Here is a 22,065-nt window from a genome sequence, read left to right as displayed (position 1 = left end):
AAGCACTACCCTGCGAAGCGGCCCCGCCACCGGGCGCGCCGCCGACGCCACCCTACAGATCAGAGAAACGAGTTCCCTATGAGCACATCATCGTCCCACCCATCGTTCTGGCGCCGTGTCCCGCTGGCCTTCGGCGCCTTCTTCAGCACCCTGTCGGACGCCGCCTATGCGGCCAGCGTGGAAAAGCTGTCCCTGCCCGAGGCCGCTCCCGTCGCGCCAGTCATCCTGAAAGAAGCGACGCCCGATGCCGCCCTGCAATTGCTGGCACTGCTGCAACGCGAAGCGCGCCTGATCGACTTCACCCAGGAAAACCTGGGCAGCCATGCCGATGCCGACATCGGTGCTGCCGCCCGCGTCGTGCATGAAGGCTGCGCCAAGGTCATGCGCGAATATTTCACCATCGACGCCGTGCGCCAGGAAGCCGAAGGCAGCCGCATCGTCCTGCAGGAAGGTTTTGACAGCGCGCAAGTACGCCTGACGGGCAACGTCGTCGGTTCAGCGCCATTCACGGGTACATTGAGCCATCGTGGCTGGCGCGCGTCCAGCGTGCGCCTGCCGAAACTGAGCGAGCAGCACGACGCCGCCATCCTGGCACCGGCCGAGGTGGAACTGTGAACGACACAACGAACAACACCCCGCGCTACGCCATCGGCATCGACCTGGGCACCACCCACAGCGCCCTGTCGTATGTGAACCTGGTCGAGAGCGACGGCGAGCAATCGAGCCACGGCGTGCTGAAAGTGCCGCAACTGTCGGCGCCGGGCACCGTCGAAGAGCTTTCCTTGCTGCCGTCGTTCGTCTATCTGCCGCACGCCGATGAAGTGGCGGCGGGCGACTTGGCCCTGCCCTGGGTTACCGAGGAAGCCGAAGCGCCGTTCGTCGTCGGCGAAATGGCCCGCAGCCGCGGCGCCACCACGCCGATCCGTCTGGTGTCGAGCGCGAAAAGCTGGTTGTGCCACCCGGGCGTGGACCGCCGCGCGGCTATCCTGCCGAACGACGCACCGGCGGAAGTGGCGCGCATTTCGCCGATTACGGCCGCCACGCGCTACCTGACGCACTTGCGCCAGGCCTGGGACAACGCCCACCCGCAAGCGCCGTTCGCGCAGCAGGAAATCACCGTGACGATTCCCGCCTCGTTCGACCCGGCCGCGCGCGAGCTGACGATGGAAGCGGCGCAGGCGGCCGGCTACACCTCATTGACCTTGCTGGAAGAGCCGCAAGCGGCCCTGTACAGCTGGATCCAGACCAGCGAAGGCCGCTGGCGCAAGGAAGTCAAGCCGGGCGACATCATCCTGGTCGTCGACGTGGGCGGCGGCACCAGCGACTTTTCGCTGATCGCCGTTTTGGAGCGCGACGGCGTGCTGGAACCGCACAGGGTCGCCGTCGGTGAACACATCCTGCTCGGTGGCGACAATATGGACCTGGCGCTGGCCCACCTGGTGGCCCGCAAGCTGGCCGCCAACGGCACCCAGCTCGACGCCTGGCAAATGCGCGCGCTCACGTATGGCTGCCGCAGCGCCAAGGAAAGCCTGCTGGCCGACAGCGGCATGGAAACGGCGCCGATCGTCGTGCCGAGCCGCGGCTCGAAATTGATCGGCGGCTCCATCCGCACGGAACTGACGCGCGCGGAAGTGTCCACCTTCATCCTCGACGGCTTCTTCCCGCAGGTGGAAGCATCGAGCCGCCCTGCCGTGCGCACGCGCGCGGGCCTCACGCAACTGGGCTTGCCCTATGCGCAGGACGCGGCCATCACGCGCCACCTGGCCGCGTTTTTGGGCCGGCAAGTGGCGGCGACCAGCGAACTGGAAGGCTTTGCGGGCCGCCAGGCGGACGGCGCCAGCTTCTTGCACCCGACGGCCGTGCTGTTCAACGGCGGCGTCTTCAAATCCGACTTGCTGGTCCAGCGCATCATGGCGACCGTCAACGACTGGCTCTACATGGAAGGCGCGGAACCGGCGCGCATGCTGGCCGGGGCCGACCTGGACCTGGCCGTCGCGCGCGGCGCGGCCTATTACAGCTACGTGCGGCGCGGCCATGGCGTGCGCATCCGCGGCGGCACGGCCAGTTCCTTCTACGTGGCCATCGAGTCGGCCATGCCGGCCATCCCCGGCATGGAACCGCCGATCCAGGCCCTGTGCGTGGCGCCGTTCGGCATGGAAGAAGGCAGCGAACTGGAACTGCCGGGCCAGCAATTCGGCCTCGTCGTGGGTGAACCCGTGCACTTCCGCTTCTTTGCCTCGTCCACGCGCCGCAACGACCAGATCGGCGACTTGCTCGACTTCTGGGGTCCCGATGAATTGCAGGAACTGAGCGAAATCCAGGCGACCTTGTCCGCCGAAGGCCGGTCGGCCGGCGACGTGGTGCAGGTGAAACTGCACGCCAGAGTCACGGAGGCGGGCACGCTGGAGCTGCTGGCCGTGTCCCCTGACGGCGCCGAGCGCTGGAAAGTGGAATTCGACGTGCGCGGCACGCCGCAGCCATAAGCATGCGCGGCGCGAAGGTGCAGCCGGCCTTCCTGGTCGGCATCGACCTGGGCACCACCAACACGGTGGTCGCCTATGCCAAGGCCAATGATGCGCAGGCTGAAATAAACCTGTTCGCCATCGAGCAGCTGGTCGCGCCAGGCGAAGTGGGCGCACGCCCCCTGCTGCCGTCCCTGCGCTACCACCCCGCCGCCGGCGAACTGGCGACGGGCGACTTGCAGCTGCCGTGGCCACAGCAAGACCTGGAATATGCCGTGCTGGGCGCCCTGGCGCGCCAGCTCGGCGCCCAGGTGCCGGGCCGGCTCGTTTCCAGCGCGAAGAGCTGGCTGTCGCATGCGAACGTGGACCGCCAGGCGCCGATTTTGCCGTGGGGCGCCGATGCCGACGTGGCCAAGGTGTCGCCCGTGGCGGCCAGCGCCAGCTACCTCGCGTATGTGCGCGCTGCGTGGCATCACCGTTTCCCCGATTCTCCGCTCGAAGAGCAGGAACTGGTGCTGACCATTCCCGCCTCGTTCGACGAGGGTGCGCGCGCACTTACTTTGGAAGCGGCGCGCATGGCGGGCCTGCCCACCGTGCGGCTGGTGGAAGAGCCGCAGGCGGCTTTTTATGATTACCTGCAGCGCCGGCGCGCCACCCTGCGCACAGACCTGGCCGACACGCGCCGCATTCTGGTGTGCGACGTGGGTGGCGGCACCACGGATTTCAGCCTGATCGACGTGACCTTCGATGACGACGGCGAACCGCAGCTCACGCGCAGCAGCGTGGGCAACCACTTGATACTGGGCGGCGACAATATGGACCTGGCGCTGGCCCACCTGGTGGAAACGCGCATGGCCGCTGGCAGCGAAGGCGGCATGAAGCTATCGGCCGCGCGCTTGTCACAGCTGATGGAGCGCTGCCGCGCCGCCAAGGAATTGCTGCTCTCCAGCGACGCACCCGACAAGGCTACCGTCACCCTGCTGGGCGCAGGCTCGCGCCTGATTGGCGGCAGCCGTTCCGCCGACGTCACGCGCGAGGAGGTGGCGGCCATGGTGGTCGACGGCTTCTTCCCGAAGGTGGAACTGAACGATGTAGCAAAAAAGGGGCGCGCCGGCATCGTCGAATTCGGCCTGCCGTATGCCCAGGATGCGGCCATCACGCGCCACCTGGCCAGCTTTCTGCAACAGCATCAAGGGGCACTGCCCGATACCCTGCTGCTGAACGGCGGCGTGTTCCGCGCCGACGCGCTGGCGCGCCGCCTGGCCGAGACGCTCGCCCACTGGCGCGGCGCTCCGCTCACCATTCTGCACAACGACAATCCCGACGTGGCCGTGGCCCGTGGCGCCGTCGCCTACGCGCTGGCCCGCAGCGGCCAGACGCCGCGCATCGGCGGCGGCTCGCCGCGCAGCTACTTCCTCGTGCTGGGCGAAGCGGGCAAGGACAAGCGCGCCGTCTGCATCCTGCCCCGTGGCAGCGCCAGCGGCGAAGAAATCCGCCTGACGGAGCGCCTGTTCGCGCTGCGTCTGGGCCGGCCCGTGCGCTTCCATCTGGCCACCTCCCTCTTTGAGGCGGGCACGCCGCCCAAGCTCGGCGAAATCGTCGACCTGGACGCCGGAGAATACCTGCGCCTGCCGCCGCTGGCCAGCGTGCTGCAAGCGGAAAGCGGCGACAAGCGCGACATCACCGTGCAGCTGGCAACCGTGATGACGGAAGTGGGCACCCTGGAAGTGCACTGTGTGGCCGAAGCCGATGCGAACCAGCGCTGGCTGCTGGAATTCCAGCTGCGAGGCGAAGAGGACGTAGCAAGCGAAACGTCCAGCGTATCACCACGCGTGAAGGAAGCCATCGAGAAGATCGAGCGCATCTTCGGCGGCAAGGCGCAAAAGGTCGAGGCCAAGGAAGTGCGCCAGCTGCGCCAGCACCTGGAACGGGGACTGGGCGGGCGCGAAAGCTGGGAGACGCCGCTCTTGCGCCAGCTGTTCGACGCCTTGCTGCAACGCGCGCGTGGCCGGCGCCGCTCCGCCGAACATGAGCGGGTGTGGCTGAACCTGGCCGGCTACTGTTTGCGGCCCGGCTATGGCGACGCGCTCGACCCGTGGCGCATCGAGCAGCTGTGGGCCCTGTTCGACGCGGGCGTGCAGCACCACAAGGACAACCAGGTATGCGCCGAATGGTGGACCCTGTGGCGCCGCGTGGCCGGCGGCTTGAGCACGGAGCAGCAACTGCGCCTGCTCGACGACTTCGCCTTCAACCTGCAAGCCGATGCGGCCCAGCGCGGCAGCCGCCCCGTCACCCTCGTCAACGGCAGCGATGACGACATGCTGCGCCTGGGCGCCTCGCTCGAGCGCGTCCCCGGCGCCTACAAGGCCGAAGTGGGCGCCTGGCTGATCAAGCGGCTGCAGAAGGCTGATAAAAAGGGCGAAGCGGCGGACACGAACACGCTGTGGGCGCTGGCCAGGGTCGGCGCACGCCAGCCCTTCCACGGCAGCGCGCATGAAGTGGTCGACAGCGCCACCGTGGCCGACTGGCTGCACGTGCTGCTGGCGCTGGACTGGAAAAAGACGGAACCGGCGGCGTTTGCCGCCACCCACCTGGCGCGCATGACGGGCGACCGTTCGCGCGACATCGTCGATGAACTACGGGCCAACATCCTGGCCCGCCTGAAAGCCGTCGGCGCCCCGCCCCTGTGGCAGGCGATGGTCAGCGAAGTGACGCAGCTGGACGAAGCTGTTACCCGCCGCATACTGGGCGAGGCGCTGCCGCCGGGATTGAAGTTGATCGGCTGACATCATTGATCACGTAGGTCGGATTAGCCCGGAGGGCGTAATCCGACAACATCGCCGGCAGCACCTGTCGGATTACGCGCTTGCGGCCTCGGCGGCCCCCACTAATCCGACCTACTTGCCACAAGCCATTTACCCCTCGCTACGCGCCCCACGATACCGCGGCAAGCCATCGGCCAATTTCACCCACGCCAGTTGCGTGTCCGTATAGATATGGCTGTGCGGCGGCAGTTGTTCCGGGTCGTCCAGACTGCCGGTGGTCAGGCCAACCTCGTCCGGGTCGCGCGCATCCTCGAACGTCAGCTGCGTGCCGCAGCGGGGGAAAAAACTGCGCGTGCAGTGTTCGCTGGACGCGTATGGCGTGGCCTGTCCCCGCAGCCAGCGAAAATTCGCCCGTGGCACACTGAACCAGGCGACAAACGGCGCGCCCGACGCGCGGCGGCACATCGAGCAATGGCAGGCCGTTTCATGGAAGGCGCCCGTGCCCGCCTCGTAGCGCACGTCGCCGCATAAACATCCTCCGCTCAGCATGGCATCCTCCTGCAAATGAAAAAGGCGCCCAGTGTAGCGCCGCTGCGGCGCCACGGTTTGCGCTAGATCAGGGCGATGATCAACAGCAGCACCGCCAGCGGCGCCTGCACCAGCACGATGCCCGGATGCGTGCGGCGCAGCTGTGCCCACACGGACAGGCCCGGCACTTCCTCGTGCGGATGGTGGGCTTCGTCGCGCAGCGACATCGCGTGCAGGAACATGCCGGCGATCAAGGGGCCGGGATTGACCCACCAGCCCTGCTCGAGCAAGCCGCGCGACAGGTAGATGGCCAGCGCGCCGATGGCAAACGGCGAGGCCCACACCAGCACCAGTATCAAACGGATGCCATAGAATTCCGCCAGTGTCCCCATGCGGTGCAAACGGCTGACATCGTGATCTTCCATGCGCCGGTCGATGGCCAGTTCGGCGCGGCCGTACAGGGTCCACAGGCCGCCGAACAGGCAGCCCAGCAGCACGCCGATGACGATGTCAGCCACGAATACCGCATATTTGTTGACGTCGGCCGTGCCAATGCCCAGCGAGGTGTGGGCGGCCGCATGCAGGTGCAGGCCGGCCTGCTCGCCTTCGGCCGTCGTATAGCGGTCGCGCACGTCATACGTGCTGCCGATATACACGACGTTCTTGCGCAGCGCCCCGGCATCCACGCCAGCCTGGCCATCGATCAGTTTGACGCGCGTGCGCGTAGGGTTCAGGAATTGCGGCGCCACGGCGGCCGGGTGAAACGGCGCGGTGACGGCGTTCTGTTCGGCCGCCGCCTTGGCATCGCCGCGGATGACGGGTTCGAACGCCCAGCGCGCCAATTCCTTTTCGCTGCCCGTGCGCCGCGCCAGCTGGCACACGCGGCCGGCCAGCGCCACCACTTCCTTTTGCTCGGACAGGGCGGCCGGCATGGGCTGCTTCTGCTCCTGCTCGTCGGCGCCATGCGCCAGCTCGAAAGCCACGGCCGCCAGCACGGGGCATTTCAGCTCGATGCGCGTGACGGCGCCCATGCGTTCGCGGATACGCGGGCTGGCAAAGTGGATGCCGGCCGCGCAGCGCGCGCGTATCCAGGGCAGGTTCGCGTTGCGGTCCGATTGCTCGGGCAGGATCAGCACCAGTTGCCGGCCATGCGCGGCCAGCTGGTCGAGCAGGCGGTCCAGGGGCCGCTCGCCGTCCTTGTGCTGTTCGTACACGGCCGGCGCCAGGTCCAGGTCGATGGCCAGCACCTTGCTGCCGCGCGCGGCGGCGCTGGCAATCAATTGCTCCAGGCGAGAACGTTCCAGCGGTTCGCGCTCGTCGAAGACCTGTTCGAACGCGGGCTGGTCGATTTCGATGATGCCGGGCCGGTAGGCGGCGCCCGGATCCTTGCCCCGGCCCAGCAGCTGCTCCTGCGCCGCGCTGGCCCGCAGCATGGCCGCATCGAGCCATTCAAGCACGTGAAACCCTTCCAGCGCCAGCATCAGCGCGGCGATCAGGCTGGCGCCGATCACGTGATGCAGCAGATGCGTGCCCGTCAGCTTGAAGGCCGAGCCAAGCTGGACGGCCGGCCACAGCAGGCGCCGCCAGAGTGGCGGGCGCGGTTGATCCGGCTGGCTGGTTTCCACGGTGCGTTCCCCTTGCGTGCGCTGCAGGAATATCATTCAAGCAACAAATAATGACGAAAGGATAGTGTATTGCAGTTGTGCCCGTTTCGCCGCACAACTGGCACGGGTCAACCCGGCAGCCTACTGCGGCCTGGCCAGCAGCAGCTTGCCCAGCGCTTCGAAGGCCGGCGTGGTGGTCGGGTCGTTGGCCGCATTGGCCGCCGTCGGCGTGGAGGCGAAACGCACGATCACCATTTCCGCCTTCGGGTCGATGTAGATGCGCTGGCCGTACACGCCGCGCGCCATGTAGGCGCCATGGTCGTTATGCGTGACCCACCACATGTCGCGGTAGCTCCAGCCCTTGAGCAAATCGTAGCCGCCCTTGGCGAACAGCTGCTTGTCGCCGCCACGGCGGATATCTTCGACGGCCGCCCGCGGGATGATTTGCTGGCCGTTGTAGCGGCCATCGTTGCGCAGCATCTCGCCGAAGCGGGCCAGGTCGCGCAAGCCCGCGCTCAAGCCGCCGCCGGCAAACGGCGTGCCCGTCGAATCGACCGACATGTAGGCATCCTGCTCGGCGCCCAGCTTTTGCCACACATGCTCGGACAGGTACGCATTGACGTTCTGGCCCGTGACACGGGCGACGATCCAGCCCAGCACGTCGGAGTTGACCGTGCGGTAGCCGAAGCCCTCGCCATGTTTTCCCTCATGCCGCACCGTTTGCAGGTACTCAAAATAGCTGCGCGGCCCCTTGTAATCCTTGGGCTTGGGCAGCGGGCTTCCGGCCGCCGCATGCTGCCACACTTCCGCTTTCGGGTCGGCGTAATCTTCGCTGAATTTCAGGCCCGTGGTCATGTCGAGCACCTGGCGCACGGTGGCGTCGCCAAATGCGGATTTGGCCAGTTCCGGCACGTACTCGGCCACCTTCTTGCCCGGATCGAGCTTGCCTTCGGCCACCAGGGCCGCGCCGATGGTGCCCACCACGGACTTCGTCACCGACATGGCGCCATGCTGGCCGCCCTCCTTCAACACACCGAAATAGCGTTCATACACGATGCGGCCCCGGTGCAGCACGACGATGCCGTCCGTGTAATTGGCGCCCAGCGACTGCTCCCACGTCATCGTCTCCTTCGCGCCCAGGGGCGTGAAGCGCATGCTGTCGATATCGTTGCGCAGCGCGCGCGGCAAAGGCACGGGCGCGGTCAAACCGCGCGCCACTTCCACCGTCGGCATCAGCTGGCGGAAATGCGACACGCTCCAGCGCAGCTGCGGAAAATTGAAATAGCTGCCATCGTCGAAGCGGATGATTTTATCGGCCGGCGGCGGCGCGCCTACCATCCATTTCAGCGTGGCCGGGTCGCTGGCGGCGGCCGACAGCGGTTTGGCCACCACCTTGCTTGTCTCTGCCGCATGGGTGCCGGCGGCCAGCGCCAGGCAGGCTGCGGCCAGGGCCAGGTGGCGGATGAGTGGCAATGTCGTCATGCGTCTTCTCCTGTCATGGCTGGCGCCGGCAACGGCGCTCGCTTCATGCGATGCATGCTAACAGAGAAACTTTTTATCTTGTCCTGCGGCATCCTATTGTGCGGGCCACGCGCTGAGACGAACGTCTCACACGCGCGCCATGCTGCAGCGCAGGATGCGCCGCCCCGCGCTTCGTGCTAAAAACGGAGACACCATAAAAACAGACACGAGACACTGGAGAGCGCCATGCCCTACGTCCGCCAGACCAGCCATATCGACCGCGTGCGCGACCTGATCGCCGGCCGTATCGTCAACCCAGGGGCCGATACGGCCAGGCTGGCGTCGTCGTACCGGCGCTCGCTGGACGACTACCGGCTCGATCCCGCCTCGACGACAGGGCCGCGCATCCTGACGGGCGCCGAACTGCGCGCCATCCAGCAGTCCGAGGAAGATTTTCTGCGCTCCACGGGCCAGTGCCTGCCGCGCCTGCACGCCATGGTGCGCGAAGCGGGTTACTGCGTCATCCTCGCCAATGCGCGCGGCGTGACGATCGACTACGTGGTCGACACGGACCAGCGCAAGGATTTCAAGAAAGCGGGCCTGTACCCCGGTTCGTGCTGGTCGGAAGAAGAGGAAGGCACCTGCGGCATCGCCTCCGTGCTGCTCGACCACGAAGCCATCACGGTGCACAAGACGGACCATTTTCGCGCCGCGTTCACGGGCCTGACCTGCAGCGCGGCGCCGATTTTTTCGCCGCACGGCGACTTGATAGGCGTGCTCGATGCGTCGGCCTTGAACTCGCCCGACGCGCGCGACAGCCAGCGCCTGGTGAAACAACTGGTGCGGCAAGGCGCGACCCTGATCGAGGACGGTTTTTTTCTCAAATCCTACAGCCATTGCTGCATCCTGCTGGCGCACCGCAACCGCCACTTCGTGGAAGTGCAGCCGGAAATGCTGCTGGCCATCGACGAGCATGGCGACATCGTCGCCGCCAACCGCTGCGCGCGCGACGTCATCACGGGCCTGGATAGCCTGCCGCGTCCCGTCACCGAAGTGCTGGAGGTGCGCGCCGAACGGCTGTTCGATGCCCGCGCGGGACACAGTCTGCTGTCGTTGCGGCTGGCCGGCGGCAGCACCTGGCTGCACGCCCGCGTGCGCGCGCCGCTGCGACCGGCCAAGGCGCGTGCGCGCGCGATGCGCGAGGCGCCGGTCGCGCCCAATGTGCTGGAATACACGGCGCCGGAACTGGCCGAACGCACGCGCATCGTGCACGCCATGAACGCCGCCAAATGGCGTCCGCTGCAGGCGGCCGCCATGCTGGGCATCTCGCGCGCCACCCTGTACCGGCGCCTCAAACAGCTGCATATCGTGGCGCCGCACCGCCAGTAGGCCGTCCGAAAAGCTGAGATTTCCGTCTCAAATTCAGCCATGCTGCGCTGCGGAATGCGGCACCAGAACGCCAGTGTTACAACATCGTCAGCGGCAAGACAGCCGCATCCCATCATAAAGTCAGCAGACTTGGAGGAGACACGATGCAAACCGATATCAACCCCCACAACCTGGCCGTGGCCGGCATCCTGGAGCAGCTCGAAGGCTTTCTTCGCGCCAGCGACGGCACGGGCGCCGCGCAACTGTTCGAACAGGACGGCTACTGGCGCGACCTAGTGCTGTTTACCTGGAACCTGAAAACCCTGGAAGGCCGCGAACAGATCGCCGCCATGCTGGCCGCCCAGCTGGGCGCCGTGCAGCCGCTCTCCATCCGCATCGCCGACGGCGAACATGCGGTGGAAGCCGGCGGCGTGCTGCAAAGCTGGATCACGGTGGAAACGAACGCGGCGCGCGGCGTGGGCTTCATCCGCATCCGCGACGGCAAGATATGGACCCTGCTTACCACCATGAGCGAATTGAAGGGTTTTGAGGAAGCCAAGGGCGGGCGGCGGCCCATGGGCGCGGAACACGGCGCGCGCACGAACCGCAGCAGCTGGCTGGAGCACCGTGAGCAGGAAGCGGCGGAACTGGGCTACGCGCGCCAGCCCTACTGCGTCATCATCGGCGGCGGCCAGGGCGGCATCGCGCTGGGCGCGCGCCTGCGCCAGCTGAACGTCCCCACCATCATCATCGAGAAAAATTCGCGCCCCGGCGACAGCTGGCGCAAGCGCTACAAGTCCTTGTGCCTGCACGACCCCGTCTGGTACGACCACATGCCCTACATCCCCTTCCCCGACAACTGGCCCGTCTTCACGCCGAAGGACAAGGTCGGCGACTGGCTGGAGATGTACACCAAGGTAATGGAGCTCAATTACTGGGGTTCGACGTCATGCGAATCGGCCAGCTTCGATGAAGCCACCGGCGAGTGGACGGTGCAAGTGCTGCGCGACGGCCAGCCCATTACCCTCAAGCCCAAGCAACTGGTGCTGGCCACCGGCATGTCGGGCAAGGCGAACATGCCGAAGTTCAAGGGCATGGACGTGTTCCAGGGCGAGCAGCAACACTCGTCGCAGCATCCGGGGCCGGACGCGTATGTGGGCAAGAAGGTGGTCGTGATCGGCGCGAACAATTCCGCGCACGATATCTGCGCCGCCCTGTGGGAAGCGGGCGTGGACGTGACCATGGTGCAGCGCTCGTCGACGCACATCGTCAAGTCCGATTCCCTGATGGAGCTGGCGCTGGGCGACCTGTATTCGGAACGGGCGCTGGCGGCCGGCATGACGACCGCCAAGGCCGACCTGACGTTCGCATCGATTCCGTACAAGATATTGGCCGACTTCCAGAAGCCCGTCTTCAAGGCCATCCGCGAACGCGATGCGGATTTTTACGCGCGCCTGGAAGAACGGGGCTTCATGCTGGACTTTGGCGACGACGATTCCGGCCTGTTCATGAAATACCTGCGCCGCGGCTCCGGCTACTACATCGACGTGGGCGCCTCCGAGCTGGTCGCCGAAGGCAAGATCAAGCTGAAAAGCGGCGTCGGCGTGCAGGAACTGAAAGCCCATTCCATCGTGCTGTCGGACGGCACGGAACTGCCGGCCGACCTGGTGGTGTACGCCACCGGCTACGGCTCCATGAATGGCTGGGCGGCCGACCTGATCTCGCCCGAGGTGGCGAATAAAGTGGGCAAGGTGTGGGGCCTTGGTTCGTCCACGACGAAAGACCCTGGCCCGTGGGAGGGCGAACAGCGCAATATGTGGAAGCCCACGCAGCAGCAGGCGCTGTGGTTCCACGGCGGTAATCTGCATCAGTCGCGCCACTATTCCCAGTACCTGTCGCTGCAGTTGAAGGCGCGCATGGAAGGGTTGAACACGCCCGTGTATGGGCAGCAGGAGGTGTATCACTTGTCGTGAAATCCGGGGTCAGACCCGCCGGGTCTGACCCCAGCCCTCGCTTTGGGGATAGGTATAAAAAATGGCGGCGGCCCGAAGTCCGCCGCCATTTTTACGTCATGCAGCCAACGATTACTGCTTGATGGCTTCGATCGCAAACGTCAACGTCACGTCATCGCTGACCGCTGGCGCATATTTGCCGGCGTTGAATTCCGAGCGTTTGATCTTGGCCGTGGCGTTGGCGCCGCAAGCGTCTTTTTTCAGCATCGGGTGCGGTGCGCAGGTGAACGAGGTGACAGTCAGGGTGACTGGCTTGGTCACGCCTTTCAGGGTCAGGTTGCCTTCAACGGAGGCCAGCTTGTCGCCATCGAAATTGAACTTGGTCGATTTGTAGGTGGCGACAGGATACTTGGCCGTGTCGAGGAAGTCTTCGCCCTGGATGTGCGAGTTGAACAGGGTCGAACCTGTGTCGACGGACTTGGTATCGATCAGCACTTCGACGGCGCCCGTCTTGGCGGCGCGGTCCAGGGTGACCTTGCCGGTGGTGTTATTGAAACGGCTTTGCTGCGTCGAGAAGCCCATGTGGGTGTATTCGAAACGGGGGAAAGTGTGGCTGCCATCGATGACATAGACTTCAGGCGCGGCAACAGCGGACAGCGAGAAGCCGGCGGCGGCGATAAAAGCGAGCAGTTTTTTCATTGTAGGTTCCTGATAGAAAGTGGAGGATGTCAAAACCGCAAGCAGCTGCAGGCGGGGGCGCATGCGGCTGATTGTCTGGCTTCAGTTGCAACAGATTATGCATGGCATGAAGATCGATGTAAAACGGAAAATATACCTAGTTAGCATCGATAAAATCGATAATAGCGGGCAATACGGTCCGCGACAGCGCCTTCTGCTGCCGATTATTGTCTGCATTGCCAAAAATATCCAGCGTTATCCAGCACCTCGAATATGACATCAGATGAGAATGATTCTTGTTATTATTTGATGGGCTTGCTATCATTGCCGGCTTTGATAACGAGGAAACGCGCGGTGCTTGAACGCTATTACCAGGAATTGCTGCGCTTGATTTCGCGCTCCACCGGCTGCCGCGACAAGGCGCAGGACGTGGTGCAGGAAGCCTACGCCCGCATCCTGGCGCGCGAGCCGCTCGGCGGCGCACCTGCCCTGCACAGCGGCGCGGCGCCCGATAGCGGCCAGCGCGCGCTGCTGTACGTGACGGCAAAGAACATCGCCATCGACGAACAGCGCTTGCGCCAGCGCCGCCCCCACGACGACATCGACACGCCCCATTTCCAGCTGCGCGCGCCACGCGCCGACGAACCCGAACAACGGCTGCACGACCGGCAAACCATGGAGCGCCTGCTGGCCATCATCGACGCCTTGCCGCCGCGCTGCCGCCAGGCGTTCGCGCTGTACAAGTTCGATGGCCTGAGCCAGATCGAGATCGCCGCCCAGATGGGCATCTCCGTCAACATGGTGGAAAAACACATCATCAACGGCATGCTCGCCTGTAAAAAAGGCATGCCCGAGCGGGATACGCTATGAAACAGCGCATGACATCACAAGACACGACGGCCGACGACATCGATTTCCTGGCGGCGCAATGGCTGCTGCGCCACGACGCGGGCCTGGCCGCGCACGAACTGGCGGCGCTGGACGCATGGCTGGCCGCCGACGCGCGCCACCAGCAAGCCTGGCAGGCGCTGGCCCGCACCGATGCGCTGCTGGCCAGCCTGCCGGCGCAGCGCGTGGCGGCCTTCAGCCAGCCAGCCCCGGCGGCGGGCACGCCGTCATCGCTGCTGCGGCGGGTGCGCCAGGCAGCCTCCTTCCCGCCACGCGGCGCGCTGGCCGGCGGCTGTCTGCTGCTGTGCGGCCTGCTGGCCTGGCCGCTGGCCAGCCATTGGCAGCAACCGGGCTTCCAGCACGATTACAGCACGGCGCGTGGCCAGTTCGCCACGCAAGTCCTGCCCGACGGCAGCCGCATCGAACTCGATAGCGGCAGCGCCGTCGACGTGGCCCTGTACCGCGACCGGCGCAGCGTGCGCCTGCTGCGCGGCCAGGCCATGTTCCATGTCCACGCCGACCCTGCGCGTCCGTTCCAGGTCATCGCGGGAGCGGCCACGGCGACGGTGCTGGGCACGCATTTTTCGGTGCGCCACGTGGGCGCCACGACACAGGTGAGCGTGGCGCAAGGCACGGTGCGCGTGGAAAGCGAAGCCGGCGCGCATGCCGAAGTGCTGCAGGCGGGCGACACGGTCACCGTCACGCCCCAGGGCGTGAAGGCCCTGGCCAGGGTCAACGCGCAAGCGGTGGGCAACTGGCGTGCGGGGCGCCTCGATTTCGAGGATGCCACCCTGGCCGAAGCGCTGGCCGAATTCGAGCGCTATGGCGATACGGGCCTCGTGCTCGGCGATCCGGCGCTGGCCAGCCTGCGCCTGAACGGCAGCTTCGACGCGAAGCTGCCGGCGCAATTTGCCGCCGCCCTGCCGCTGGCCTTGCCCGTGCGCGTGGTGCGCCGGGACGGCAAGCTGCATATCGTCGCCCGCTGATTTGTCCCCATGACGCGAAATAAAATCCATCCGCACGTCAGGGTAAATGAGACTCATTCGTTTTAACTATGAAGGATCACCACATCACCATAGGAAAAACCTGCATATGACTCCACCGCGCCCTCCCCTGCACGCCCGCCTGTCTCCCCGCCTGTCCCCTCTCTTCCTGGCCATCGGCTTGGCCTTCGCCACGCCCGCCATGCATGCCGCCGCCGCGCCGGTGGCGCCGGTGGAATGGCAGATTCCCGCGCAGCCGCTGAACCGCGCGCTGAACGAACTGGCGCGCCAGGCCGGCATGGTGCTGCTGGCCGACGCGCGCCTGACGCACGGACGCCACAGCGCGCCGCTACAAGGCCGGCATTCACTGCCCGAGGCGCTGCGCCAGTTGCTGGCCGGCAGCGGCCTGCAGGCGCAGCTGCAGGGCGGCACGACCATCATCATCAGCGCGCCCGCGCCTGTCTCTGCCGGCGCCGTGCAGATCGGCACCCTGCGCGTGAATGGCCAGGGCGGCAGCGGCAGTTTCGAGGCGGACGACACGGATCCGGCCGACCTGCCCTACCTGACGCCGGCCGCCTCCGTGTACATCGGCCGCGAGCAGATCGAACGCTTCCGCGGCACCTCGCCGGCCGACATCTTCAAGGGCGTGGCCGGCGTGCAGGTGGGCGACAGCCGCAACAGCGGCGCCGTCGACGTCAACGTGCGCGGCATGCAGGGCCAGGGCCGCGTGCCCGTGCTGATCGACGGCAGCCTGCAATCATCGACCGTCTACCGCGGCTACGCGGGCATCGCCGACCGCAGCTACATCGACCCGGACCTGATCAGCGCCATCCGCATCGACAAGGGCCCGAACCTGTCGGCGCAAGGCGCGGGCGCCATCGGCGGCATGGTCAGCATGCAGACGCTGCGCCCTGAAGACATTTTGCGACCAGGCCAGCGCACGGGCGTGCGCCTGCGCGGCGGCATCCAGGACAACAGCGTCTCGGCGCCCGCCGATTTCGGCAGCACGCCGCGCACGCAGCGCAACAAGCTGGGCAACCCGCGCAGCGGTTTTGGCAGCATCGCCGTGGCCACGCGCCAGGATGACTACGACCTGGTGGCCGCCATCAGCCAGCGCAGCATCGGCAATTATTTTTCCGGCACACGGGGCTTCGAACGCTATCAAATGCTCAATGAATGGGGCGACGACAATGGCGTGACGCAGTTCTTCAAGAAGGGCGATGAAGTGCTCAATACGGCCAACCGCACCACCTCGGCCCTGCTGAAAGCCAGCCTGCGCCTGCCGCACGAACAGAAGCTGGAGCTGGGCTACCGCTATTTCGACAGCAGCTATGGCGAAATCATGCCCTCGCAAATCTACCGCAACAGCACCGGCAGCATTCCCCAGTGGGACCCGAGCCAGGTGCGCACCAACGCGCTGACGGCGCGCTACGAGTGGAAACCGGAAGGCCAGCAATTGATCGACCTGAAGGCCAACCTGTGGCTGACGGACATGCAGAGCAAGTCGCGCAACGGCGACATCTTCAGCAATCCGCTCGAAGGCAAGACCAATCCGGGCGACCATGAATGCAAGGAGTGCGTGGAAGTGCTGTACCTGGCGAAGAACCAGGCGCGCCGCGTTGGCGCCGACCTGACGAACACCTCGCGCTTCGCCACCGGCATGGGCGCGCTCAAGCTCGATTACGGCCTATCCCTGCAGAACGAGGATATCGGCCCGGCCGACAGCGTGGCCATCCTCGATGACGACCTGAATGCCAACCACACCCTGCGCAACGGCAAGCGCCACGAGCAAAGCGCGTTCGCCTCGCTGCAGTGGCAGGCGCGCGACTGGCTGACGGTCGAGGCGGGCGGACGCTTCCAGCGCTTCGACTCGCGCGACCGCAACCGCCGCGCGGAACAGCAATACCAGCCGCAGGGCTGGCAATGGGTCACCATGTGGGACAAGGACGGCGGCCAGCTCGGCGCGTCGAAGTGGTACCAGGATGCGCAGGGCCAGTTCACGGCGGCCACCAATCCCGCGCTGGTGGGCGGCATGGTGGAACGCTATGGCGAGGAACCAGCGCCGCTGGACGTCTCGCAGGTCGCCGACTGGAGCGGCAACGACTATGTCTTCCGCGACGCCATCCCCGGCCTGTTCACCTACAGCAAGCCGATCCGCCGCAAGGACCACGGTTTTGCGCCCACATTTGCGCTAACGGCGCGCCTGTCCGACAGCGTCAGCGTGTTTTTGCGCGATGCGCGCGGCTTGCGCATGCCCAGCCTGTACGAGTCGACGATGGGCTTCTCGGCCACGTATTCGTCACCCCTGAACGCCGAGCGCAGCCACAACCGCGAGATCGGCGTGAGCGTGGTCAAGGATGGCGTATGGAGCGCCGCCGACAAGCTGCGCCTGCGCGTTGCGTATTTCGACAACGTCACGCACGGCTACATCACGCGCCGCCCGATTCCCGACTTGCCGGCCCACGCGCAGAATTTCTCGATGGCGAACACGGACAAATACAGCGTCTCGGGCGTCGAACTGCAATCGTCGTATGACCGAGGTAGCGTGTTTGCCGACTTTTCCGGTACCTGGAACCGCAAGACCCTGATCTGCGACGCGGCCACGGCGGCGTATTTGCGCAAGGCCAGCAAGTGGCAATCGGAGATCTGGAACACGCCAGACTGCTCGCCCATCGGCTTTTCCAGTTCTTACGTGAGCAACCATATCCAGCCCAAGCTGAGCGCCAACCTGACCCTGGGCGCGCGCTGGCTGCAGGAAAAACTCACCGTCGGCACGCGCCTGACGCACGTCGGCCACCCACTGGCGCGCCAGGACGACAAGGCCGTGTGGCAGTCGTGGACGGGCACCTCGCCGCAGGTGCTGACGCAGGCCTACACCCTGGCCGACCTGTTCGCCAGCTACAAGATCACGCCCAACGCCACCGTCGACGTGGCGGTGGACAACCTGACGGACCGCTACTACCTCGATCCGCTGACCCTGAGCCTGATGCCGGGACCGGGCCGCACGGCGCGCGTCACGCTTGGCCTTCGTTTCTGATTTGATTCATCCTTATAATAGAGAGCAGATATTCCATGCATGCAGCAAGCGACACCACTTTAAACGCCGTTCCGACCAACGCGGCCCCGACCCGCAGCCAGCGCCTGAAAGCCGACACCATGGCCACCCACGAATTGCTGGACCAGCGCATCATGGCCAGCGCGCCGTTTTCCAGCCGCGACAATTACGCGCGCTTTTTGCAGGCGCAGTACGCGTTCCTGCGCGACGTCGACGCGCTGTACGACAACGCGCAACTGGCCGCCCTGCTGCCGGACCTGGAACAGCGCCGCCGCTACGCCAGCATCGCGGCCGACCTGCGCGACCTCGAGACAGCATTGCCGGCAGATGCGGCCACGCCGCCGTTCGACGCGCAGCTGGACCTGGCCACGGCGCTGGGCTGGCTGTACGTGAGCGAAGGCTCGAAGCTGGGCGCGGCCATCCTGTATAAACTGGCCGGCAAGATCGGCCTCGATGAACACCATGGAGCGCGCCACCTGGCCGGCCATCCGGACGGACGCGCGCGCCACTGGCGCGATTTCACGTCCGTACTCGATACGGCCGTGCTTGACGATGCCGGTGAAGCGCGCGTGATCGATGGCGCGCGCGCCGCCTTCCTGCGCATGCATGGCCACGTGGAGGCCTGCGCCTGATGGAGGAGCCAGTCATCCAGGCAGTTGCGGAAGCGCATACGGCACGCCTGCGCCGCTGGGCGTGGACGGGCGCCGGCATGCTGATGGTGGCGCTGGGCGTGATCGGCGCCATGCTGCCCGTCATGCCGACGACGATCTTCCTGATCCTGGCGCTGGCGTGCTTCAGCCGAGCCTCGCCGCGCCTGGAGCACTGGCTGCTGCACCACCCGCGCTTCGGCGCGCCGCTGCGCCAGTGGCGCGAACACCGCGCCGTGTCACGCCGCGGCAAGGTCCTCGCTTGCCTGGGCATGGCCATCGGCTTTGTCGCCATGTGCCTCGGCCATCCGCCCTGGTGGGTCATCGTCCTCGTGGCAACGATGGAAATCGCCGTCATCATCTACCTGTTGCGCCGCCCGGAAGGCCCGGCGCCGGCGCCAGAAAAGACGCCGTCGGCTGACTGGCACAAGCCGCTGACCATCGCCACCGTCTTCGCCATGCATGGCGCCCTGCTGGGATGGGCGCTGTACCACCGCGCGCCAGCGGCGCCCCTGCTGGCCATCGCGCCCGACTCCGCGCAACCGGCCATGCTGTACTTGCCGGCCGCCGCCCCGCCCCGCCCTTTGGAGCAGAATCTTGCTGAACAGGTCAGCGCGGCCGCCGCACCGTCGCGCACCCTTGCAAAAAAGGCAGCGCCGGCAATCAGACAATTCGTGCTGCCGCAGCCCGATGCCGCGCCCATGGCGCCGCAAGCCGAGGCCATCGCGGCCGTTGCCGACGTGCGGCATGCGCCCGTGACGCCGGCACCGGCGGCGGCGCCATCCATCGCGGCGGCACCACCCTCGCCTGCCCTGCCGCCCGCGCCGCAGGAGCTGCGCAGCGGCGTATCTAGCTGGGAAGGCAAGGTTTTGGCGCGCATGGAACGCTTCCGCCGCTATCCGACGGCGTCGCGCGCGAAGCAGGAACAGGGCGTGGTGTATCTGCGCTGCCGCATCGACCGCGACGGCCAGGTGCTGGCGGCCGCCATCGAGCGCAGTTCCGGTTCCGCAGCGCTGGATCAGGCCGCGCTCGACACTTTGCAACGGGCGGCGCCGCTGCCACGCATTCCCAAGGAACGGCCGGACCCGCTGGAATTATCGATTCCCGTCGAATTTTCCATCGGCTGATCGCGTAAAAACCGCGTTTACTCTCGCCAAACACCCATATAGACATTATTTGCATATTCAAAGCAAGATTCTGTCGTAGGAGTAATAACACGATCGGAGGTATACTACGCAACCGACGTAACAGGCCGGGCGATTTGGCCCCTGCAAGCGCGCCTGTCACGGTCCAATAAAAAAGGAAACACTGCATGACCACACCACACCGTACGCCGGTGATTCGCATCGATGGCGCAAACAAGACCTTCGCGCTGCCCAAAGGCGAACAATTCCACGCGGTCAAATCGGTCACGCTGGAAGTCTATCCCGGTGATATTTTCGGCCTGATCGGCAAGAGCGGCGCCGGCAAATCGACCTTGCTGCGCCTGATTAACCTGCTCGAGCGCCCTGACAGCGGCACCATTACCGTGGCCGGGCGCGAACTGACACGCCTGGGCAAGAGCGAATTGCGCGACGCGCGCCAAAATATCGGCATGATTTTCCAGCAGTTCAATCTGCTGCAAAACGCCAGCGTCTTCGACAACGTCGCCTTCCCCCTGAAAATCCATGGCACCACCAAGGGCGAGGACATCGCCGCCAGGGTCGAGGAATGCCTGGCGCTGGTGGGCCTGTCCGACAAGCTGCACAGCTACCCGGCGCAATTGTCCGGCGGGCAGAAGCAGCGCGTGGCAATCGCCCGCGCGCTGGCCAGCCACCCCGACGTGCTGCTGTGCGACGAGCCGACGTCCGCGCTGGACGCGGAAACGACGCGCGCCCTGCTCGACACCCTGCGCGACATCAATGCGCGCCTTGGCGTGACCATCGTCATCGTCAGCCATGAGCTGTCGGTGCTGGGCGCCATCTGCAACAGGGTCGCCGTCGTGGAAAACGGCGCCATCGCCGAACAATTCGAGTTGAGCGACACGGCCACCCCGCGCAAGACGGCGCTGGGGCGCGAGCTGGCGTATTACGGTACCGAGGCGTTTGAAGCCACCGCATGGAAGGATGCAACACATGTTTGAAGAATCGATCAATAACGTCATCAACCTGCTGCCGGAAATCTGGGTGGCGCTGGGCCAGACCATGACCATGCTGGGCATTGGACTGACGGCCGCCATCCTGATCGGCGGCCCGCTGGGCATCCTGCTGTTCCTCGTCTCGGAAGGCCAGTCGCTGGAAAACCGTCCGCTGTCGATGATCCTCGGCTGGCTGGTGAACACCGTGCGCAGCTTCCCCTTCATCATTTTGCTGGTCGCCCTGACGCCGTTTACGCGCATCATCGCGGGCACCTCGATCGGCCCGCTGGCAGCTGCCGTGCCGCTGTCGTTCGCCGCCATTCCCTACCTGGCGCGCCTGGTGGAACAGAACCTGCGCGAAGTGCCGCGCGGCGTGATCGAGGCGGCGCACGCCATGGGCGCGTCGGAAATGCAGATCATCTTCCGCGTGTTGCTGGTCGAAGCGCGCTCCGGCCTGGTGCTGGCGCTGACCGTGCTGTCGATCAGCTTCCTGTCGTATTCGGCCGTGGCCGGCGTGGTGGGCGGCGGCGGCATCGGCGACCTGGCCATCCGCTACGGCTACTACCGCTTCGAGACGGACATCATGGTCGCCACCGTGGCCATCCTGATCGTGCTGGTGCAAACCATCCAGTTCGCCGGCACGCGCATCGCCAAGCGCCTCGACAAACGTTAATTCATCTTCAGTATTTCAGTACAAGGAAAAGCATGAACCACATTCGCCGCAACCTGCTCCTGGCCGCCGCCAGCCTGGCCTTCGCCACCGCCGCCCACGCCAAGGACCCGAAAGAACTCGTCATCGGCACCAGCTCCGGCCCGTATTCGGACCAGCTGAAGCTGGGCATCAAGCCTATCCTGGAAAAACAGGGCTACAAGGTCAAGATCGTGGAATTCAACGACTACGTGCAGCCGAACTACGCGCTGGCCGAAGGTTCGCTGGACGCCAACGTGTTCCAGCACATCGTGTATCTGACCAAGTTCGCCACCGATAACAAGCTGCCACTGAGCTCCCTGATCACCGTGCCGACCATGCCGATCGGCCTGTACGGCGGCAAGCAAAAGTCCCTGACGGAAGTCAAGAACGGCGCCACCATCACCATGCCGAACGACCCGACCAACCAGGCGCGCGCGCTGGTGATGCTGGCCAAGATGGGCTGGATCAAGCTGAAACCGAACGTCGACCCGCTGCGCGCGTCCGAACGCGACGTGCTGGACAACCCGAAGAAGCTGAAACTGGTGCCGCTGGAAGCGGCGCAGCTGCCACGTTCGCTGGCCGATGCCGACTACGCTTTCGTCAACGGTAACTTCGCCCTGGCCGCCGGCATGAAGCTGACGTCGGCCCTTAGCGTGGAAAAGATCTCGGACAGCTACATCAACCTGGTCGCCATCCGCACGGCCGACAAGGCCAAGCCATGGGTCAAGGACCTGGAAGCGGCCTACCGCTCGCGCGCCTTCCTCGACGCGACGAACAAGTATTTGGCCGGCTACGAAAAGACGGACTACCAGCTGGCGCTGGAAAAGACGCTGAAAAAATAAGACGGCGCATGGAATGCAAAAAGAC

General features: G+C 65.7%; 17 protein-coding genes. 13 read left to right on the top strand and 4 right to left on the bottom strand.

What is annotated here, in order from left to right; genetic code table 11:
- Positions 1–78: 78 nt before the first annotated feature.
- Genes HWE17_RS08310 through HWE17_RS08300 form a run of 3 tightly spaced genes read left to right on the top strand, consistent with a single transcriptional unit; the run spans position 79 to position 5,248 of the window.
- Positions 79–615 (top strand): DUF2760 domain-containing protein, encoded by a 537-nt coding sequence (locus HWE17_RS08310; RefSeq protein ID WP_176388443.1) that lies wholly within the window; start codon positions 79–81, stop codon positions 613–615.
- Positions 612–2,483: an Hsp70 family protein gene (locus tag HWE17_RS08305; protein ID WP_176388442.1), complete on the top strand. Its 1,872-nt coding sequence runs from the start codon at positions 612–614 to the stop codon at positions 2,481–2,483. Before HWE17_RS08310 ends, HWE17_RS08305 begins: the two co-directional genes overlap by 4 nt.
- Before the next feature lie 2 nt (positions 2,484–2,485).
- On the top strand, positions 2,486–5,248 hold the full coding sequence (locus HWE17_RS08300; protein WP_176388441.1) for an Hsp70 family protein: 2,763 nt from the start codon (positions 2,486–2,488) through the stop codon (positions 5,246–5,248).
- A gap of 129 nt (positions 5,249–5,377) precedes the next feature.
- Here HWE17_RS08300 and HWE17_RS08295 read toward each other — a convergent pair whose 3' ends face one another.
- From HWE17_RS08295 to HWE17_RS08285, 3 genes are all read right to left on the bottom strand, one after another.
- Positions 5,378–5,776, bottom strand: a complete 399-nt coding sequence (locus HWE17_RS08295) for a GFA family protein (RefSeq protein ID WP_176388440.1) — start codon at positions 5,774–5,776, stop codon at positions 5,378–5,380.
- Positions 5,777–5,838: 62 nt separating this feature from the next.
- Complete coding sequence (locus tag HWE17_RS08290) at positions 5,839–7,416, bottom strand: CHASE2 domain-containing protein (protein WP_176388439.1); 1,578 nt, start codon at positions 7,414–7,416, stop codon at positions 5,839–5,841.
- Positions 7,417–7,500: 84 nt separating this feature from the next.
- Positions 7,501–8,697: a serine hydrolase gene (locus tag HWE17_RS08285; RefSeq protein ID WP_255206171.1), complete on the bottom strand. Its 1,197-nt coding sequence runs from the start codon at positions 8,695–8,697 to the stop codon at positions 7,501–7,503.
- A 369-nt stretch (positions 8,698–9,066) separates the two neighbouring features.
- Between HWE17_RS08285 and HWE17_RS08280 the strand changes: the two genes are divergently transcribed.
- Positions 9,067–10,209: a sigma-54-dependent Fis family transcriptional regulator gene (locus HWE17_RS08280; RefSeq protein WP_176388437.1), complete on the top strand. Its 1,143-nt coding sequence runs from the start codon at positions 9,067–9,069 to the stop codon at positions 10,207–10,209.
- Between the two features lie 143 nt (positions 10,210–10,352).
- A complete protein-coding gene (locus HWE17_RS08275) occupies positions 10,353–12,161 on the top strand; it encodes an NAD(P)/FAD-dependent oxidoreductase (protein ID WP_176388436.1) in 1,809 nt (602 codons plus the stop codon).
- A gap of 111 nt (positions 12,162–12,272) precedes the next feature.
- Here the strand turns inward: HWE17_RS08275 and HWE17_RS08270 are convergent, their stop codons facing one another.
- Complete coding sequence (locus tag HWE17_RS08270; RefSeq protein ID WP_152282492.1) at positions 12,273–12,839, bottom strand: YceI family protein; 567 nt, start codon at positions 12,837–12,839, stop codon at positions 12,273–12,275.
- Between the two features lie 333 nt (positions 12,840–13,172).
- Between HWE17_RS08270 and HWE17_RS08265 the strand changes: the two genes are divergently transcribed.
- The 8 genes from HWE17_RS08265 (at position 13,173) to HWE17_RS08230 (ending at position 22,040) form a co-directional block, all read left to right on the top strand.
- Complete coding sequence (locus HWE17_RS08265; RefSeq protein WP_176388435.1) at positions 13,173–13,688, top strand: sigma-70 family RNA polymerase sigma factor; 516 nt, start codon at positions 13,173–13,175, stop codon at positions 13,686–13,688.
- Between the two features lie 8 nt (positions 13,689–13,696).
- Positions 13,697–14,692: a FecR family protein gene (locus tag HWE17_RS08260; RefSeq protein WP_176388434.1), complete on the top strand. Its 996-nt coding sequence runs from the start codon at positions 13,697–13,699 to the stop codon at positions 14,690–14,692.
- Between the two features lie 106 nt (positions 14,693–14,798).
- Positions 14,799–17,726 (top strand): TonB-dependent receptor, encoded by a 2,928-nt coding sequence (locus tag HWE17_RS08255; RefSeq protein ID WP_176388433.1) that lies wholly within the window; start codon positions 14,799–14,801, stop codon positions 17,724–17,726.
- Between the two features lie 35 nt (positions 17,727–17,761).
- Positions 17,762–18,376: a biliverdin-producing heme oxygenase gene (locus tag HWE17_RS08250; protein ID WP_176388432.1), complete on the top strand. Its 615-nt coding sequence runs from the start codon at positions 17,762–17,764 to the stop codon at positions 18,374–18,376.
- Positions 18,376–19,518 (top strand): TonB family protein, encoded by a 1,143-nt coding sequence (locus tag HWE17_RS28945; RefSeq protein ID WP_176388431.1) that lies wholly within the window; start codon positions 18,376–18,378, stop codon positions 19,516–19,518. Before HWE17_RS08250 ends, HWE17_RS28945 begins: the two co-directional genes overlap by 1 nt.
- Positions 19,519–19,703: 185 nt before the next feature.
- Positions 19,704–20,513, top strand: coding sequence for a methionine ABC transporter ATP-binding protein (locus HWE17_RS08240; RefSeq protein WP_035820171.1), 810 nt, complete (start codon positions 19,704–19,706; stop codon positions 20,511–20,513).
- A complete protein-coding gene (locus tag HWE17_RS08235) occupies positions 20,506–21,180 on the top strand; it encodes a methionine ABC transporter permease (protein WP_035820173.1) in 675 nt (224 codons plus the stop codon). The genes HWE17_RS08240 and HWE17_RS08235 overlap by 8 nt, the downstream gene beginning before the upstream one ends.
- A 32-nt stretch (positions 21,181–21,212) precedes the next feature.
- A complete protein-coding gene (locus tag HWE17_RS08230; RefSeq protein WP_176388430.1) occupies positions 21,213–22,040 on the top strand; it encodes a MetQ/NlpA family ABC transporter substrate-binding protein in 828 nt (275 codons plus the stop codon).
- The last annotated feature ends 25 nt before the right edge of the window (positions 22,041–22,065 follow it).

The organism is Janthinobacterium sp. BJB401, assembly GCF_013372745.1.
In the GTDB taxonomy this organism is placed as follows: Bacteria; Pseudomonadota; Gammaproteobacteria; order Burkholderiales; family Burkholderiaceae_D; genus Janthinobacterium; species Janthinobacterium rivuli.
The sequence above is the reverse complement of the archived record's forward strand: the minus strand, read 5'-3'. Positions and strand labels throughout refer to the sequence as shown.

Coding starts and splice junctions, on each gene's coding strand:
- HWE17_RS08310 (WP_176388443.1), top strand. CDS start 79: ATGAGCACATCATCGTCCCACCCATCGTTCTGGCGCCGTGTCCCGCTG.
- HWE17_RS08300 (WP_176388441.1), top strand. CDS start 2,486: ATGCGCGGCGCGAAGGTGCAGCCGGCCTTCCTGGTCGGCATCGACCTG.
- HWE17_RS08295 (WP_176388440.1), bottom strand. CDS start 5,776: ATGCTGAGCGGAGGATGTTTATGCGGCGACGTGCGCTACGAGGCGGGC.
- HWE17_RS08290 (WP_176388439.1), bottom strand. CDS start 7,416: ATGATATTCCTGCAGCGCACGCAAGGGGAACGCACCGTGGAAACCAGC.
- HWE17_RS08285 (WP_255206171.1), bottom strand. CDS start 8,697: ATGGTAGGCGCGCCGCCGCCGGCCGATAAAATCATCCGCTTCGACGAT.
- HWE17_RS08280 (WP_176388437.1), top strand. CDS start 9,067: ATGCCCTACGTCCGCCAGACCAGCCATATCGACCGCGTGCGCGACCTG.
- HWE17_RS08275 (WP_176388436.1), top strand. CDS start 10,353: ATGCAAACCGATATCAACCCCCACAACCTGGCCGTGGCCGGCATCCTG.
- HWE17_RS08270 (WP_152282492.1), bottom strand. CDS start 12,839: ATGAAAAAACTGCTCGCTTTTATCGCCGCCGCCGGCTTCTCGCTGTCC.
- HWE17_RS08260 (WP_176388434.1), top strand. CDS start 13,697: ATGACATCACAAGACACGACGGCCGACGACATCGATTTCCTGGCGGCG.
- HWE17_RS08255 (WP_176388433.1), top strand. CDS start 14,799: ATGACTCCACCGCGCCCTCCCCTGCACGCCCGCCTGTCTCCCCGCCTG.
- HWE17_RS08250 (WP_176388432.1), top strand. CDS start 17,762: ATGCATGCAGCAAGCGACACCACTTTAAACGCCGTTCCGACCAACGCG.
- HWE17_RS28945 (WP_176388431.1), top strand. CDS start 18,376: ATGGAGGAGCCAGTCATCCAGGCAGTTGCGGAAGCGCATACGGCACGC.
- HWE17_RS08240 (WP_035820171.1), top strand. CDS start 19,704: ATGACCACACCACACCGTACGCCGGTGATTCGCATCGATGGCGCAAAC.
- HWE17_RS08235 (WP_035820173.1), top strand. CDS start 20,506: ATGTTTGAAGAATCGATCAATAACGTCATCAACCTGCTGCCGGAAATC.
- HWE17_RS08230 (WP_176388430.1), top strand. CDS start 21,213: ATGAACCACATTCGCCGCAACCTGCTCCTGGCCGCCGCCAGCCTGGCC.